Raw genomic sequence first — 16882 nt, forward strand, 5'->3', positions numbered from 1 at the left:
CCCATGACCTTCGCCTTTGACAACTCCCCGGTGTGGCTGGATCTGCTGGGCGTGTTCTTCTTCGCCGTCTCGGGCTCGCTGCTGGCTGCGCGGAAGCAGATCGACATTGTCGGGTCGCTGCTGCTGGCCTCTTTGGTGGGGCTTGGGGGCGGCGTGATCCGCGACATCATCCTGGCCATCGTCCCCGCGGCCTTCACCAACCCGGCCTATCTGGCGCCGCCGCTGCTGGCCACCGTGCTGGTGTTCTTCCTGTTCTCCAGCGTGCAGCGGTACACGTCGCTGCTGATCCTGTTCGACGCCGCCGGCCTGGCCCTGTTCTGCATGACCGGCACACTCAAGGCGCTGGCCACTGGGTTGAATCCCGTGGCTTCAGTGCTGTTGGGGGTTACGACGGCGGTGGGCGGCGGTTTGCTCCGGGACATCACGGCCAATGAGGTGCCGGAGCTCTTCAACCCGAAGGACATCTACGCGCTGCCGGCATTCCTCGGTTCCTCGTTGACGGCGGTGCTGTGGGTCCTTGGCGTGTTCAACGTCCTGACCGCAGCCGGGATTGCGGCGCTGGTGTTCACGTTCCGGGTCCTCGCCTGGCGGCGGTCCTGGCAGGCACCCCTTGCCGTGCGCGGGTGGCACCGGCGGGCCACAGATTCGGGGCTGTGAGGGCCGTTGTCGCTGGCATTCTGGGGTGGTCCGGATTGGCTAGGATATGAGCATGACTGACATGTTCCTCGAGAAGTTCAAAGCGCTTGTTCCGAAGTATCTCGAGGATGAATGGCAGGAAGAGGACGGCCTGGCTCCCGGGGAACTCGACTCTCAGCTTGCCGAGCACCAGTTCCAGATTCCCCTGGTCCTGCGCGAGTTCTACCTCGCCCTGGGCGGCTGCGAGGACCTGATGGAGGCGTACCACTACTTCTGGGACCCCGACGAGCTCGAAGTTGATGACGAGGGCTTCCTGATGTTCCTTGAGGACGAGGACGAGGAGTACACCTGGGGCTTCCGCGTAGGCGACCTCAGCGTGCCGGACCCCATTGTCTACCGCCGCAACAACGCCCGCGGCCAGTGGAAGTCCGAGGAAGGGACCTTCTCCGAGTTCGTCTTCGACATGTTCGAGTGGGCCTTCGAGGACGAAGAGGAAGAGTAGGCCCCTCCTTCCCGGGCGCCCTTCGCTCGTGGGGCACATTGACACGGACACGCCGCAACTTAAGCCCGTAGTCCCAGGTGCGGCGTCCCAAGTGCCCCACGACGGCGGCACTCACCTCGCGCTGAAGGCTCCCCGCCTCCTCTGCTCAAGTACCGCAAGCACCTGGGCCATCATCTGCTCTGGGTGATGAACGACGTCGGCATAGCTGAACCTGAGGCAAAGCCGGCCGCCGACCACCGTGGCGTTGTTGCGGGCCCGATCCTTCCTAACTTGCTTCGGCTCCAGATGGGTCTGGCCGTCCGTCTCCACCACAAGGCAGTCCTCAACCAGGAAGTCCACCTCGCCAACACCATCGAGTTCCACATGCCTGCGGACACTGAGCCCAGCCGCGCGGAGGTGGTAGTTGGCCAGTACCTCCAAGACCGAGTCCGCACGCGGAATGACGTAATCCAGGACGGCCCTGGCGCGGGCATTGCGGTTGCCGGGCAGTTTCCAGCGCAGGAAGTCCACCGTTATGTTTCCTCGCTGCGCAGCACACTGCACCATCACCAGGGCTTCCAGCATCGGAAGGCAGCGCAAGGCGTGCATCAGGACGTCTGCCAGACCGGCCGCCGGAAGCCAGGGGTGCACTGGATGAAGGATCCTGCCGTGGGGGAGCGTTCCCGGCACCGCACTCTTGTGGCCCGGGCTGACATGGAGCACGCTGGGCTTCTGCAGAGTCCACAGCTGGTAAAGAGGGGCAGCTGAAAGACCCGTCAGGTGTGCATTGTGCTTCAACGCGAAGCCGAGCGCTCCTCCATCGTCAGCCAGAGCGTAAACACCCCGCCGAATCCGGACTATGCGCCCCGCCTTCAAGGCCTTGTCCAGAAGGGTTCGGCGAATACCAGCCTTGCTGATGCTCGCAGTTCTGGGGACGCCTCCCCTGTCACGCAGAAAATCCTCAATCTCCACAGCTCAACGATGGCGCTGGCCGTGAGCAAGCGTCAGCCCGGGACTTTGTCATGTGGACAACGTGCCGTCGAGGGGCACTTCGACACGAACCCGCCGTACCATCTCGCCCCATTCGCGGTTCAGGCCGTCAATGTGCCCCACGACCGTCAGAGCAAGCAAGAAAAGTCCGTGACAGATCACGTAAAGAGAGACTTGCGCATTATGACAAAGCTGTCATAAGCTATTCACGGATCCGCTAAACGCCTCCGGCGGGTCTGATGCGAACGGAGAGATAGCCCCGGTTCACAGCAGCTTCGGTTGCTGAGGGCCGGGGCTGTCCCGTTAAAGCGAAGAAGCCCGGCCCTCCAGCGAATCACCAGAGGTCCCGGGCTCCTAACGAACGGGAATCAGCTGGCGCGGTCCACCACAGCCAGGGCGAAGTTGGACAAGGACTCCTTGACCACGCCCTCCGGCAGCGGAGACAGGGCGGCGATTGCTTCGCTGGCCCACTGGCGCGCCACCACCCATGACTCAGCGGTCACGGGGTGTTCGCGCAGCCCGGCGACAGCGGCAGCCAGTGCCTCGTCGGAGGACAGGTCGCCGTCGATGAGCTTCAAGAGGTCGACGGCGGACTGGTCGCCATCAGCGGCAGCCTTGCGCAGGAGCAGCACGGGCAGGGTGGGAACCCCTTCGCGCAGGTCCGTTCCCGGGGACTTGCCGGACTTCACTTTGACCCCGGTGACGTCAATGACATCGTCAGCCAGCTGGAAGGCCACGCCCACCTTCTCGCCGTACTCCACCAGGACGTTTTCATAGGCCTCGTCAGCGCCGGAGAAGATCGCCCCGAACTGGCCGGAGGCGGCAACCAGGGAACCGGTCTTGTCCGCGATCACTGAGAGGTAATGCTCGATGGGGTCCTCGTCCGGCCGCGGACCGACGGTTTCGTGCAGTTGGCCGAGGCACAGCCGCTCGAAGGTGCGGGCCTGGATGCCCAGCGCGCGGCCGCCCAGTTCGGACACCAGGATGGATGCCCGGGCAAAGATGAGGTCACCGGTCAGGACGGCCACGGAGTTGCCCCACACCTCGTGGGCCGTGGGGGCACCACGCCGGAACGGGGCGGAGTCCATGACATCGTCGTGGTACAGGGTTGCCAGGTGCGTCAGTTCAACCACGACGGCGGACTGCACCACGGCGGGCAGGGATGCGTCCCCGAGGTGGGCGCAGAGCAGGGTCAGCAGGGGCCGGATCCGCTTGCCGCCGGCCTCCACCAGGTGGCGCGACGTTGCGTCAGCAAGGGGGTCCGAGTTGGCGATGGCTTCGCGGAGTTTTTTCTCCACCTTGGCCAGGTTGGTGGTGATGGCCGGGCCCAGTTCGGGGTCCCCCGCAATAGCCGCAAAGCCTGCCGGCAGCTGGAGTCCGGTGGCGATCGCGGTGGTGTTGAGGCTGGGTTCGGAGTCCGGCAGGCCGTGCCCGGCGTGCGTCCAGCTCTGGTCTGCGGATTTGGTCACGGGTTAACCCTAACTTTTTGTTGCGGATACCGCTGGTTCGAAGCTGGCGGGACAGTGGATGTATTACTTGTGGCCGGAACCAGCGATTCCAGCACGCGGATCACCCGGTCCTCGAAGCCCTTCGCGGAGGGGTCCGTGAGGTTGGCAAGAAGCCGGACCACGAACCGCATCAGCACCGGAATCGGCATGCCGGTGCGCAGCGCAAGCTTCATGACGGCGGGCTTGCCGATCAGCGCGGCGAAGGCCCGCCCAAGCGTGAAGTGCGAGCCCCACTGGTCCCGCACGTAGTCCGCGTACCGCGCAAGGTGCGCATCGGCGTCGTACGTCCCGCCTGAAGCAGCCGAGCGCGAGGAAGCGTCGATGATGAACTCCGCCGCAAACCGCGCGGACTCCATGGCGTAGGAGATGCCCTCGCCGTTGAACGGGGACACCATGCCGCCGGCGTCACCCAGAAGCAACAGGCCGGGCGAGTAGTGCGGGGTGCGGTTGAAGCCCATGGGCAGCGCGGCGCCGCGGATCTCGCCCACCTGGTTCTCCCGGGTGAAGCCCCACTCCTGCGGCATTCCGGCGGTCCATTCGCGCAGGACCTGCTTGTAGTCCAGCTTGCCGAAATCCTTGGAGGAGTTCAGGATGCCCAGGCCCACGTTGGAGGTGCCGTCGCCCACGCCAAACACCCAGCCGTAGCCGGGCAGCAGCTTGCCGTCGCGGCCGGGAAGCTCCAGCCAGCCTTCCATCCAGTCGTCGTCGGTGCGCGGGGAGGTGAAGTAGGTGCGGACGGCGACGCCGAGCGGGCGGTCGTCACGCTTTTGGATCCCCAGGGACACCGATGTGCGGGTGGAGTTTCCGTCGGCGGCTAGGACGACGTCGGCGCTAAACTCGCGCGTCTCCCCCGTCTTGCGCCCGGCCTCGTCAAGGAGCGCTGCGCGGACTCCGGTGACGCGGCCGGCGTCGTTCTTAAGGGCATCGGTGACACTGTGCCGCTCAAGGATGGTGGCACCGGCCGACTCAGCGTGGCGGGCCAGTTCCTCGTCGAAGCCCAGCCGGGTGCGGATGAGGCCGTACTGCGGGAAGTCGGAGACCTCGGGCCAGGGCAGCTCGATGGTGCGGCCGCCGGCGATCAGGCGCAGGCCCTTGTTGCGCCGCCAGCCCTCACCTTCCGGGTGGGGCAGGCCGAGCTTCTGGATCTCGCGGACGGCGCGGGGCGTCAGACCGTCACCGCAGACCTTCTCACGCGGAAACGCAGTCTTTTCCAGGACCGTAACGTCCAGGCCAGCCTTGGCGAGGTAGTACGCGGCAGTGGATCCGGCCGGACCCGCGCCGACAATCAATACCTTCACAGGTCAGCGGACGATGTTGCGGCGCAGCTTGGCCACCGGGCCCTTGTGCGCGGCGATGGCGGCGGCAGCGCCCTCAGGCGAGGAATCGGCAGGCTTGAATGCCCGATGGACGGCAACGATGCCACCCGTGAGGTTGCGGTAGGTGACCTTCTCCCAGCCGCTCTCCTGCAGCCAGGCGGCCAGGTGGTCCTGGTCCGGCCAGGCCCGGATGGACTCGGCGAGGTACACGTATGCATCCGGGTTGGAGGCAACCTTGGTGGCGATGGCCGGCAGGGCCCGCATCAGGTATTCGGTGTACATGGTGCGCCACAGCGGAACCACCGGCTGCGAGAACTCGGCGATCACCAGGCGGCCGCCGGGCTTCGTGACGCGCAGCATCTCCTGCAGCGCCTTCTTGGGCTCGTTCACATTGCGCAGGCCGAAGGAGATGGTGGTGGCGTCAAAGGTGTTGTCGGCGAACGGCAGGTTGGTGGCGTCACCGGCCACGAAGTCGATATCCGGGCGGCGGCGCTTGCCCACCTTGAGCATTCCAAGCGAGAAGTCGCAGGCCACCACGTCTATGCCGGCATCGGCATATGGCTCACTGGAGGTGCCGGTTCCCGCTGCCAGATCCAGGACCCGCTGGCCCTTGGAGACTTCCATGGCATCCACCACGATCTTCCGCCAGCGGCGGGTCTGCCCCATGGAGAGGACATCGTTGACGACGTCGTATTTCGGTGCGACGTCGTCAAACATCGTGGCTACTTCGTCCGGACGCTTATCCAAGGATGCTCGGTTCACCATGACATTGTCTCAAATGTTCCCGACGGTCCTGACCAGCCCTGCTGCACGCCCGGTTCCCGCGGGGCGCCGGGAAGGGGGGACTCTACGCGGGAGTAGTGTTGTCTCATCATGACGAGCACGTTCCGCACCTTGACAGTCCCCCTGGATGGCAAAGCGTTCCCCGGGGGGCTGCCTTCGTTTTTGGTCCGGGACGACGTCCTGTGCTGGACCCGCCGCGAAGCCGGCCTGGCGGGCTTCGGCGAGATAGCGCGCTTCACCGCCACGGGCCCCGACCGCTTCCTGGAGGCGGACATCTGGTGGCGGCACCTGGTCCTTGAGGCAGACGTCACGGATTCCGTGGAGTTGCCGGGAACCGGTCCCGTGGCTTTCGGCTCCTTTGCTTTTTCCAAGACTTCCGCCCACGAGTCCCGGCTGATCGTGCCGGAAATTGTGGTGGGCGTGCGGGACAACCAGGCCTGGCTCACCCAACTGGCGTTCGACGGCGGCCCGCTCACCGAAGAGACGGCCCTCGCCGCGCTGGACCGTTGGCTCAGCAGTGGTTCCCTCGGCTCCCCGGTCGAAGAAGGCACGACGGCGGCAGCGGACTCCCCCGGGGACGCTTCAGTTGGTGACATGCCCGGTACGGCGGGCGGCGCCGTCGTACGCCCCCTCCCCCTGGCCGCCGGCGCAACACTGCACACGGGCTCGCTCAGCGAGGAAGCGTGGATGGATGCCGTCGCCGCCGGGGTTGAGGAAATCCGAACCGGCGCGCTCGAGAAACTGGTGCTTGCACGGGATGTGGTGGCAACTATTCCGTCCGGCGTACATGCCGCGGATGTCCTGCGCGAGCTCGCCGCGAGGTACCGCGAATGCTGGACCTACGGCGTGGACGGACTCGTGGGCGCAACGCCGGAGATGCTGATCCAGGTGGAGGGACGCACCGCCCAGGCCCGGGTGCTGGCCGGCACCCTTGACCGCCGGGACGCGCACGGCGAGGACGGCTCCCCGATGGACTACGCGACGCGGGTGCTCGCGGGTTCCGATAAGCAGCGGCACGAGCACGAGATCGCCATCCAGTCCCTCACCAGGCAGCTGGCACCCTTCTCCGAGGCCATGAATGCCCACGACGAGCCGTTCATCCTGGAGCTGCCCAACGTGTGGCACCTGGCCTCCGACGTCAAGGCGGAACTGACCGAGGTGGAGGGGCACGTCCCCACGTGCCTCGCCCTGATCAACGCCCTGCACCCAACGGCCGCCGTGTGCGGAACGCCCACGGCGGTGGCCGGAGAACTGATCCGCAAGCTCGAGCACCTGGACCGCGGCCCGTATGCGGGGCCGGTGGGCTGGCTTGATGCGGCCGGAAACGGTGAATGGGGCATCGCCCTGCGGGGCGCGGTCATTGAGTCCCCTGAGACGGTACGGCTGTATGCCGGCTGCGGCATTGTTGACGGTTCACAACCAGAGGCCGAACTGGCGGAGACCTGGGCCAAGTTCCGGCCGATGCTGGAGTCGCTGGGCATCAGCAGCTGACGTTTCGCGCCCCCAACTAGGTCGCAGTTAATGTCGTTTTGAGCCCCCTAAACGACATTAACTGCTAGCCAGTTGGGTAAGGAGTCTGGAATGACAGACTGCTCCCGCTCTGGAAGGCTTGATTTTGCCCCCGCTACAGTTATCCAATAGTGAAACTTAGTTGCGTGTGACGTACCTCTCTTGTTGAGCGTTACACTATAAGCCGCGTTAGTACCTCATAGCCCCTGCAACAAAAGGTAAGAAATGCAGACTCCCCGTACCCTCCTGGGCACCTCCAAGCTGACCGCTGCCACTATGATCGCCATCAGCGCCCTGGCCCTCTCAGCATGCACGAACGCCTCGGAAACGGGTCCCTCCAGCGCGGCCACCTCTTCAGGCAACGCCAGCGCCAGCGCCAGCTTTGATCCCACCACGGTCAAGAAGGACGATGCCCTCGCCGCCATGGTCCCGGACTCCATCAAGTCCAAGGGCACCATCACGGTCGGCTCCGACACCAGCTACGCCCCCGCCGAATTCCTGGGTCCGGACGGTCAGACTCCGGTTGGCTACGACGTGGACATCGCCAAGGCCATCGGTGCCACCCTGGGCCTCAAGGTCCAGGTGCAGACCGCGGAGTTCACCGGCATCCTCCCGGCCCTCGGCCCCAAGTACGACCTGGGCATCTCTTCGTTCACCATCAACCCGGAGCGACTGGGCGCAGTGAACATGGTCAGCTACTTCAACGCCGGCACCGCATGGGCCGTGAAGAAGGGCAACCCGAACAAGTTCTCCCTCGATGATGTCTGCGGCAAGTCCATCGGCGTCCAGACCGGCACCGTCCAGGAAGACCCGGATCTGGCCGACCGCAACAAGAAGTGCGTGGCCGACGGCAAGAAGCCCATCGACATCGTCACCCTGAAGAACCAGACGGATGTCACCACCCGCCTGGTCAACGGCAGCATCGACGCCATGGCCGCGGACTCCCCCATCATCGGCTACGCCCTGACCCAGACCAACGGCCAGTTGGAGAAGCTGGGCGACGTCTACGATTCCGCTCCGCAGGGGATCGCGGTGGCCAAGTCCGACACCGCCTGGGCCGAGGTCATCCAGAAGACCGTCACCAAGCTGATGGAAGACGGCTCCTACAAGAAGATCCTCGAAGGCTGGGGCAACGCCGAGGGCGCCATCACCAAGTCCGAGGTCAACCCGGCGGTTAAGTCTTGAGTTTTCGCGTTACCGACGACAAGTCAGGCGTGCACATGGAACACCATCAACACCGGGATGAACCGGTACTGAACAAGTCAGTACCGGTTCGCCACCCCGGAAGATGGATCAGCGCCGCCATCATCCTCCTCCTGGTCGCAGGCCTGCTTCAGAGCCTGTTCACCAACCCCAACTTCCGTTGGGACATTGTGGGCACCTACATCCTGGACGTGAAGGTTGTCCAGGGCGTGGGCTGGACCCTGCTGCTGACCGTGGCATCGATGGTTCTGGCGATTGTCCTGGCCATCCTGCTGGCAGTCATGCGACAGTCCGACAACCCGGTGTTCCGCTGGTCCAGCTGGGTATGGGTGTGGTTCTTCCGCGGCACACCCGTGTACACCCAACTGGTCTTTTGGGGCCTGATCGCAGTTCTTTATCCAAAGATCAGCGCAGGTGTCCCGTTCGGACCCGAGCTCTTCAGCCTTGATACGGCGAGTGTGGTCAACGCGACCGTCGCTGCAATCCTCGGCCTAGGCCTCAACGAGTCCGCTTACCTGGCGGAGATCTTCCGCGCCGGCCTTAAGTCCGTGGACAAGGGCCAGCAGGAAGCCGCCGAGGCGCTGGGCATGTCCAAGGGCAAGATCATGTGGCGGATCATCCTGCCGCAGGCCATGCGGATCATCGTTCCTCCCACGGGCAACGAAACCATCGGCATGCTGAAGACCACGTCGCTGGTACTCGCGGTTCCATTCACGCTGGACCTGACGTTCGCCACCAATGCCCTGGCGAACCGAACCTATCTGCCGGTTCCGCTGCTGATCGTTGCCGCCATCTGGTACTTGGTGATTACCAGCATCCTGATGGTGGGCCAGCACTTCATCGAGGCGTACTACGGCAAGGGTGTGGACAACCTGGCCCCGGCAGCGGTCAATCCGGCCGCAGCCAAAGCCGCCGGCGCGGGTGCTGACGCGCACCACTCAATGAAGACGGACTTCCCCGAGGAGAGTGCACGATGACGATCACAGCAGAAAAGCCGCTGGTCAAGATCGAAGGCCTGCACAAGTACTACGGGCACCACCATGTGCTTCGGGGCATCGACATGACCGTCAACCAGGGCGAAGTGTCAGTGGTGATCGGGCCCTCGGGTTCGGGCAAGTCCACCATGCTGCGCTGCGTGAACCTCCTGGAAAGCATCAGTGCCGGGCGGATCTCCGTTGGTGGCCAGCTGATCGGCTACCGCGAGGTCAACGGCAAGCTCCACGACCTGAAAACCAAGGAAATCGCCGCCCAGCGCCGCGAAATCGGCATGGTGTTCCAGCGGTTCAACCTGTTCCCGCACAAGACCGCGCTCCAGAACGTCATGGAAGCGCCGGTCCACGTGAAGGGCCAGTCGAAGGCTGAAGCGCAGAAGCGTGCCCTTGAGCTGCTGGACCGGGTGGGGCTGGGCGACCGCGCCGGCCACTACCCCTCCCAGCTCTCCGGCGGCCAGCAGCAGCGCGTCGCCATCGCCCGGGCCCTGGCCATGGAGCCGGAGCTCATGCTTTTCGACGAGCCCACCTCGGCGCTAGACCCGGAGCTGGTGGGCGACGTCCTGAACGTGATGAAGGACCTGGCCAAGTCGGGCATGACCATGATCGTGGTCACCCACGAGATCGGCTTCGCCCGCGAGGTGGGTGACACGCTGACGTTCATGGACGGAGGCGTGGTGGTGGAATCGGGCGATCCCCGCGAAATCATCGCCAACCCGCAGCATGCCCGCACCAAGGAGTTCCTCAGCCGCGTGCTCTGAGTTTCACGCTTCCGACGCGCAAATGCCCTGTCGCTACCCGAATTTCGGGAGCGGCAGGGCATTTGCGCGTCATGGGCGGATTTCCGCGTCGAAACCCTACTGCCCGGAGAGCACTCCCTCGACCGCGGCGGCCACGGCTTCCTTGATCCGGGCGTGGAGCTGCCGGAGCGACCGCCGGTCCGTCCGGACCTCCACAATGCTGCGCCCCTGCACAGGCCGGTCGAGCGCTTCGGCGAGTCCCGCCGTCGTACTGACCATTGAATGTCCGACGCCGTACGCTGCGGCGAGTGCCGCGATGTCCACGGAGTGCGGGGTGCCGAAGAGGCGTTCGACGGCGTCCCCGTAGCGGCCGCCTTCCTCCACTCCCCCGTGTTCGAGCAGGCCGAAGATGGCGCCGCCGGAGTCGTTCAGGACCACGATCCGCAGGTCCGGCTGTTCCTCCCCCGCGCCAAGGAGGAGGCCGCCGGCGTCATGCAGGAAGGTCACGTCCCCCAGCAGGACTGTGGTTTCCTGCCGGCCCCCGATCGCGATGCCAGTGGCCGTTGAGATGGTTCCGTCAATGCCCGCCAGGCCCCGGTTCGCATACACGGTGGCGGCGGGGTCCGGGGCAGGCAGCCCGGCAAGGTCCACGTCGCGGATGCCGTTGGATGAACCGAGCAGCAGCTCCCCCCGGGCATTTTTCCACACCAGCGCGGCGACGGAAGGACCGGTAGCAGCGGCCTCGGCGGAGAGCACCTGGTCCAGCGCGTGCTGCGCGGCCGAGCCGGCCAGCAGCCACGTGTCCAGCCAGGCGGACGCCCCGCGGCCGGCGAAATCGGCAAGGTCTGCGAGGTTCTCCAAGGGCAGCTCGGTGCGGCGCCCTGGCTCATACCAGGCGACCGGAACCGGCTGGTACAGGGCTGACTCGACGTCGGGGCGGGCCAGGAGCGCAGCCACCGGGCGGGAAAGAGTGGGCCTGCCGAACAACACCACGCGCTCAATCGGCTGTGCCGAACCCGGCCCGAAGTGCTCCAGCAGCAGCCGGTAGGGGCCCACCGCATTGGGTCCGAACCGGGAGTTTGAAGACGGCTCGGCCAGCAGCGGCAGGTTGTGGGCGCGGGCGAACGCTTCAGCCACCGGGCCGGCGTCATGGCCCGCCAGCACCACCGTGCGACGCTCAGGCATGGATTCCGGTGCCGGCGGAAGGTTCATGACCAGCGGCTCGGTGCCCACCCGGTAGCGCTGCCGCTCCACAGCCTGAGGCAGCCCCTCGCCAGCAGCAGGAACCAGAGGGTCGCGGAAGGCGAGGTTGAGCTGGACCGGTCCCGGGGGCAGGTCCGGGAAGGCGCCGGTAGCCGCGGACAGCCCGGTTTCTATGGCCCGCTGCGGGCTGCTTCCTGCGGGGACGTCGGCGGCGAACCGGACCTGCTCCCCGAACAGGTCCGGCTGCACGGTGGTCTGGTTGGCGCCGGTCCCGCGCAACTCTTCGGGACGGTCGGCGGACAGGACGATCAGCGGGACGGCGGCATGGTTGGCCTCCATCACGGCCGGCATCAGGTTTCCGACGGCGGTTCCGGACGTGGTGAGGACGGCGGCGGGCGAGCCGGTGGACAGGGCCAAGCCCAGCGCCGTGAATCCGGCGGACCGCTCGTCGATCCGGACCAGCAGCTCCACCCGGCCGGCCGCCGATGCCTCGGCCAGGGCGTACGCCATGGGTGCCGACCGCGAACCCGGCGACACCACCGCGTGCCGCACCCCGCCGTCGAGCAAAACCTCGACGGCGATCCGCGCCGCAGACAGCGCGCTCAACTCCTGTGTGTCCAGCTCAGGCGCGTCACTGGAGCGGACGGCACCTGCCGCGTCGGTGGAAGCAGGGAGGTCGGTGCGGGCCTCTGTGGAGGCGGAGTCGGGCGCGGGTTCGTTGAACGAAGTCACCCAACCAGTCTGCCACCCCCAAACGCCCGCCCACTCCTCGGATGCCCTATCACTTATGGTCCCTAAACCGGGGTTTTGGGGACCATAAGTGATAGAGCAACGAAAGGGCCTAGCCGCGGAAAACCTGGACCACCGCGGGACGGGGCGCGCGCACCTTGCCGGGTGCCGGCGTCGTACCTGCCGGGACGTAGTCCGGGAAGTAGGAGTTGGGCGCCTCGAAGGTGCCGTCCTCACCCGGGTGCTGCACGGAGACGAAGACCATCCGCTCGTCGTCGTGGATGACCGGCCCGCAGGTTTCGCCGTCACGCGGCACGGACAGGAACTGCTCCACCTTGCCGCGCTCTGCACCGTCGAGGGTGACCTTGAACAGGCCGTCGTTGTAGCCGATGCCGGAGGGCGCGCCGTCGGTGGAGATCCAGAGGTTGCCCACGGAGTCGAAGGCCACGTTGTCCGGGCAGGAGATGGGCGAGACCTTGTCCACCGGGTAGCCGGAGAAGTAGGTGACGTCGCCCTGCGCGGGATCGCCGCAGACCATCAGGAGGGTCCAGTTGAACCTGGTGGACGTCTGGTCGCCGGTTTCGGTGATTTCGACGATATGGCCGTCGCGGTTCTGGGTGCGCGGGTTGACCTCCGTGGCGCCTTCCTTGGTGCCGGTGCCGCGGTCCGAGTTGTTGGTGCAGACCACGTAGACCTTGCCGGTGTGCAGGCTGGGCTGGACGTCCTCGCAGCGGTCCATCTTGGTGGGGCCAACCTTGTCCGCGGCCAGGCGGGTATACACCAGGACCTCCTCGACGGACATGCCCGGGACGGCGGACTTGCCGCCCACCACCAGGGGCAGCCATTCGCCGGTGCCGTCGAACGCGCCGTCGGAGGGCAGTGCACCGGTGCCGGTGATCTCCGCGGCGGCTGAGTTGCCGGTGAACTTGGCAACGTACAGGTCGCCTTCGGTCAGCAGGTTCATGTTGTGCCGGCGGTCCCCCTCACGGTACTTATCCGCCGAGACGAACTTGTAGAGGTAGTCGAACTTCTCGTCGTCACCCATGTAGGCCACCACGTGGCCGGACTCGGCCACGATCACGTTGGCGCCCTCGTGCTTGAACCGGCCCATGGCGGAGCGCTTCTTGGGGGTGGAGGTGGGGTCGAAGGGGTCGACTTCCACGATCCAGCCGAAGCGGTTGGACTCGTTCTCGTAGCCGGGGTTGCGGGTGTCGAAGCGGGGGTCGTCCAGTTCCCACTGGCGCGCGGTCGGCTTGGCGGTGAGGCCGTAGCGCTTGTCGCCGGCGGAGGTGCCGCCCGCCACGAAGTAGCCGTTGAAGTTTTCCTCGCCGGAAAGGATGGTGCCCCAGGGGGTGGTGCCGCCGGAGCAGTTGCCGAACGTGCCCTTGATGGCGCGGCCGGAGGGATCTGCCACGGTCTTGACCAGTGCCGAGCCGGCAACGGGGCCGGTCAGTTCGTAGGTGGTGTCGGAGAGGTAGCGGCGGTTCAGCGGTGCACCCTTGACGTAGCTCCAAGGCTTGGTGGTGTTCTTGCGCTCCAGCTCCACTACGGCCAGGCCATGGGCGGCACGGCCAATGGCGCGGGTTTCCTTGGGGTCGTAGCCCGCGGGGACCATGATGCTTTCGTTGGTGTATTCGTGGTTGGTGAACAGCACCGCGCGGCGGCCCTTGCTGCCGGGGATTTCCACGATGTCCGTGTAGTCGTTGTTGTAGCCGAACTGGCGGGCCTGGGCTGCCGCGCTTTGGTTGTTCAGGTCGAACTCCGGGGAATCGTTGAACAGCGGATCGCCCCAGCGGATGATGGGCTGCCAGGTGAACCCTTCGGGCACGGTGAACGCGTCGACTGCCTTGTCCACGGGCTTGATGGCGGTGAACTGCAGCTTGGACTTGCCAAAGCCTTCCTTGGCGGCCTGGGACAGGCCGGCAGCGGAGGCAGGCTCAGCGGAGCCCACCACGGAGTTAAGGACGACGGCGAGTGCTCCGGCGGCGCCCATGCCCAGGGCGGCGCGGCGGGACAGGGTGGCGGAAGCGATATCGCGGAAGTAGCTGTTGGAGCTGGTGTTGCAGACGTCCCCGGCGCAGGCGTTGTCGCACTTGAGTGCGCATGTGACCGGGCTGCGCTTGCCCTTGGTGTGGCCGAGCATGGGCAACAGGGTGAACTTGCGGGCAATTTCAGACATGGGGAACCTTCCAAGGAATCTCTCTGGGGTGCCCGATCACCCTTCCAGCCGGTTCCTACCGGAAGCCATCAATTGGATGAACTCATGGTGAACCGCCCGTGACCTGCAGGAACGTTGCCAATCCCGCCATCGATTGCTGAGTAACTGCCGTTTAGGCCGCTCTAAACGGCAGTTACGGAGCAATCGATGGGGCGAGGAGGGCGTGGACCCGGCGGAGCCGATCCAGCCACCAGTCCCGGCGTTCCGCGGAAGCCGCAAACCGCTCAAGCAGCTCCGCGTCGGCGGCCACGTCGCGGAGGCGGATGGCGCCGTCGTCGGCCACCAAGGGATCCAGGGTGACGTCCGATTCGAACAGGGACACCGTCCCCAGGCCGCAGGCGTAGGGCAGCTCCGGCAGGGCGGCGGCGAGCGCCAGCCCCGCGCGGATGCCCACGGAGGTGTCCAGAGCGGAGCTGACGACGGCGGGAAGCCCGGCCTGTGCCACGATGTCCAGGGCGCGGCGTACTCCCCCGAGCGGTGCCACCTTGACCACGATCAGGTCCGCGGCGCCGGCGCGGGCCACGCGGAGGGGGTCGGTTTCCTTCCGCACGCTTTCATCTGCCGCGATGAGCACAGGAGTCCCCGCGTCCCCCAGCCGCGACCGGACCTCGGCCAGGCCCTCGATGGACGGCACCGGCTGCTCGGCGTATTCCAGCCCCACGGGCGCCAGCCGGGTCAGCGCCTCCACGGCGCCGGGCACATCCCACCCTCCGTTGGCGTCCACTCGGACGGCGGCATCCGGCAAGGCGGCGCGGACGGCGTGAAGCCGGGCGACGTCGTCGTCCAATGTCTGCCCCTGCTCCGCCACCTTGACCTTGACTGCGTCCACCCGGCCGAACCGGGCCAGGACGTCCGGCACCCGGTCCGCGGAAACGGCGGGCACGGTGGCGTTGACGGGAATGCTATGCCGCAGCGCAGGGGGGAAGCCCTCCCACCCGGCCTCGATCGCGGCGGCCAGCCAGCGGGACGCCTCGGCGTCGCCGTACTCAGGGAAGGGGCAGAACTCGCCCCAGCCCACGGGACCCCGGAGCAGGAGCGATTCGCGCTGCATAATGCCGCGGAACTTCACCCGCATGGGCAGGCTCACCACATGGGCACCCGCCAGCAGTTCTTCCAGCGGAGGAACTTTTTCGGGGAGGGCGGCGGGGGCTGGCGGGAGACCGGGGAGGGGCATGCGGTTTACTGTACGCGGGCAGGGGCAACTCCCCGTCAGGCTCCGGTAAGGGTGGTCCAGACGCCGATGCCTCCGGCCACGACCATGACGGCGGCGGTGAACCAGCCGAGCGTGGCGGCGAGCCGGCCGTTGGCGTAGTTGCCCATGATGGCTTTGTCCCGGGAGATGAGCATGGTGACCACCAGGAACGGGGCGGCCGCAATGCCGTTGACGGTGGCGCTGAAAACCAGGAGCCCGATGGGGTCGGCGGAGAAAAAGCTGATGAGGACGCCGGCAATGATTCCGACCCCCAGCAGCGTGTAGAACAACGGGGCACGCCGCGGGCTCAGGTCCAGGCCCCAGTCCTTGCCGAGCAGGCCGGCGAGTCCCGCTGCACCGGACGCGGCGAGTACTGGGACCCCCAGGATGCCGGTGCCGATGAATCCGGCGGCAAACAGGAACGTGGCGGCCGGCCCCACCACGGGCTCCAGGGCCTTGGCAACATCGGCCGCGGTGTTCACGTCCGTGCCGTCCTTGCCCAGGGTTGCCGCCGTGGCCGCCATGATTGAGAACATCACCAGGACGGAGAAGACCATGCCAATGAACACGTCGGCGCGGGCCTTCCGGAGGGTGTGGGCGGCGGCAGCCGCGTCCGGACGGTCCTTCAGTCCCACCGCCTCGTCACCGCCGTGCTCCTCGGCGCGCAATTCCTGGACCCTGTGCGCACTCTGCCAGAAGAACAGGTAGGGCGAGATGGTGGTGCCCAGCACGGCGACGATCAGGCCGAGGTATTCGGGGGCGAAGCTGAACTTCATTCCCAGCATGCCTTCCAACACGTCCGGCCAGTCGACATTGGCAACGAACAGGACCGCAACGTACGCCAGCAGCGTAAGACACAACCACTTGAAGACCTTCGCAATGACGGCAAACGATCCGCTCATGAGCGCGACGGCAATGCCTAAGCCCGCAAGCGCGCTCCACAGGTGGTCCGGGCCCGCACCGAGCATCTGCATGCCCTGCCCGATCGCCATCAGGTCCGCGGCGGCGTTGAGGATGTTGCCCACCAGCAGGGCAACGATCAGGATGCCGATCACCACCCGGGGACGGCGGGAGAACTTGCGGCGGGCCAGCCAGCCCAGGCTTTCCCCGGTGGCCAGTGCGGTGCGGTCGCAGATCTCCTGCACGGCCATCATCATGGGCAGCGTGACCGGCGCGGTCCACAGCATGCCGTTGGAAAAGGTGGCACCGGCTTTTGCATACGTGGCAATCCCTGAGGGGTCATCGTCCGCGGCACCTGTGACCAGGCCCGGGCCCAGCAGCGCCCCAAAGCGGCGCAGCAAGGACTTTTGCCGAGCGCCAGCTGCCGTGTCTTCGACCTGGGGCCGTCCGCTCGTTTGAGCCTTGCTCATACAGTTCTCTCCACT

At 66.3% G+C, this 16882-nt stretch carries 14 protein-coding genes and 1 pseudogene; 6 read left to right on the top strand and 9 right to left on the bottom strand.

The window, feature by feature from the left end; genetic code table 11:
- The first annotated feature begins 3 nt into the window (after positions 1-3).
- Both LFT49_RS15750 and LFT49_RS15755 read left to right on the top strand, forming a co-directional pair.
- Positions 4-657 (top strand): trimeric intracellular cation channel family protein, encoded by a 654-nt coding sequence (locus tag LFT49_RS15750; RefSeq protein WP_237428712.1) that lies wholly within the window; start codon positions 4-6, stop codon positions 655-657.
- 52 nt (positions 658-709) lie between these two features.
- On the top strand, positions 710-1138 hold the full coding sequence (locus LFT49_RS15755; RefSeq protein ID WP_236799223.1) for a hypothetical protein: 429 nt from the start codon (positions 710-712) through the stop codon (positions 1136-1138).
- Positions 1139-1249: 111 nt separating this feature from the next.
- On the opposite strand, the gene LFT49_RS15760 is transcribed toward LFT49_RS15755, so the two are convergent.
- The 5 genes and pseudogenes from LFT49_RS15760 to LFT49_RS15780 all read right to left on the bottom strand — a co-directional run bounded on the left by LFT49_RS15760 (position 1250) and on the right by LFT49_RS15780 (position 5693).
- Entirely contained in the window at positions 1250-1768 is a 519-nt protein-coding gene (locus LFT49_RS15760) for an endonuclease domain-containing protein (RefSeq protein ID WP_237430531.1), read from the bottom strand.
- Between the two features lie 234 nt (positions 1769-2002).
- A pseudogene (locus tag LFT49_RS15765) lies at positions 2003-2089 on the bottom strand (hypothetical protein); the annotation flags it as partial.
- A gap of 386 nt (positions 2090-2475) precedes the next feature.
- Positions 2476-3576 (bottom strand): polyprenyl synthetase family protein, encoded by a 1101-nt coding sequence (locus LFT49_RS15770; RefSeq protein WP_236799224.1) that lies wholly within the window; start codon positions 3574-3576, stop codon positions 2476-2478.
- On the bottom strand, positions 3573-4913 hold the full coding sequence (locus LFT49_RS15775; protein ID WP_237428713.1) for a geranylgeranyl reductase family protein: 1341 nt from the start codon (positions 4911-4913) through the stop codon (positions 3573-3575). Before LFT49_RS15775 ends, LFT49_RS15770 begins: the two co-directional genes overlap by 4 nt.
- A gap of 3 nt (positions 4914-4916) precedes the next feature.
- A complete protein-coding gene (locus LFT49_RS15780) occupies positions 4917-5693 on the bottom strand; it encodes a demethylmenaquinone methyltransferase (RefSeq protein WP_236802912.1) in 777 nt (258 codons plus the stop codon).
- Between the two features lie 111 nt (positions 5694-5804).
- On the opposite strand from LFT49_RS15780, the gene LFT49_RS15785 reads away from it, so the two are divergent.
- The 4 genes from LFT49_RS15785 (at position 5805) to LFT49_RS15800 (ending at position 10176) form a co-directional block, all read left to right on the top strand.
- The gene (locus LFT49_RS15785; protein WP_237428714.1) at positions 5805-7205 is read left to right on the top strand and encodes an isochorismate synthase; all 1401 of its coding nucleotides are present in this window, start codon (positions 5805-5807) and stop codon (positions 7203-7205) included.
- Positions 7206-7448: 243 nt separating this feature from the next.
- Entirely contained in the window at positions 7449-8408 is a 960-nt protein-coding gene (locus LFT49_RS15790; protein ID WP_236799227.1) for an ABC transporter substrate-binding protein, read from the top strand.
- 35 nt (positions 8409-8443) lie between these two features.
- Entirely contained in the window at positions 8444-9403 is a 960-nt protein-coding gene (locus LFT49_RS15795) for an amino acid ABC transporter permease (protein WP_237428715.1), read from the top strand.
- Positions 9400-10176 carry an amino acid ABC transporter ATP-binding protein gene (locus tag LFT49_RS15800; RefSeq protein WP_306968954.1) on the top strand — a complete coding sequence of 259 codons (777 nt, stop codon included), beginning with the start codon at positions 9400-9402 and terminating at the stop codon, positions 10174-10176. Before LFT49_RS15795 ends, LFT49_RS15800 begins: the two co-directional genes overlap by 4 nt.
- 96 nt (positions 10177-10272) lie before the next feature.
- On the opposite strand, the gene menD is transcribed toward LFT49_RS15800, so the two are convergent.
- From menD to LFT49_RS15820, 4 genes are all read right to left on the bottom strand, one after another.
- The gene (menD, locus tag LFT49_RS15805) at positions 10273-12090 is read right to left on the bottom strand and encodes a 2-succinyl-5-enolpyruvyl-6-hydroxy-3-cyclohexene-1-carboxylic-acid synthase (RefSeq protein WP_373462154.1); all 1818 of its coding nucleotides are present in this window, start codon (positions 12088-12090) and stop codon (positions 10273-10275) included.
- Positions 12091-12199: 109 nt separating this feature from the next.
- Positions 12200-14266 (bottom strand): PhoX family protein, encoded by a 2067-nt coding sequence (locus LFT49_RS15810; protein WP_237428716.1) that lies wholly within the window; start codon positions 14264-14266, stop codon positions 12200-12202.
- Between the two features lie 172 nt (positions 14267-14438).
- On the bottom strand, positions 14439-15479 hold the full coding sequence (locus tag LFT49_RS15815) for an o-succinylbenzoate synthase (RefSeq protein WP_237428717.1): 1041 nt from the start codon (positions 15477-15479) through the stop codon (positions 14439-14441).
- Between the two features lie 35 nt (positions 15480-15514).
- Complete coding sequence (locus tag LFT49_RS15820; protein WP_236799231.1) at positions 15515-16867, bottom strand: Nramp family divalent metal transporter; 1353 nt, start codon at positions 16865-16867, stop codon at positions 15515-15517.
- Between the last annotated feature and the right edge of the window lie 15 nt (positions 16868-16882).

The sequence above is a fragment of the Arthrobacter sp. FW306-06-A genome, assembly GCF_021870055.1.
Taxonomy (GTDB): Bacteria; Actinomycetota; Actinomycetes; order Actinomycetales; family Micrococcaceae; genus Arthrobacter.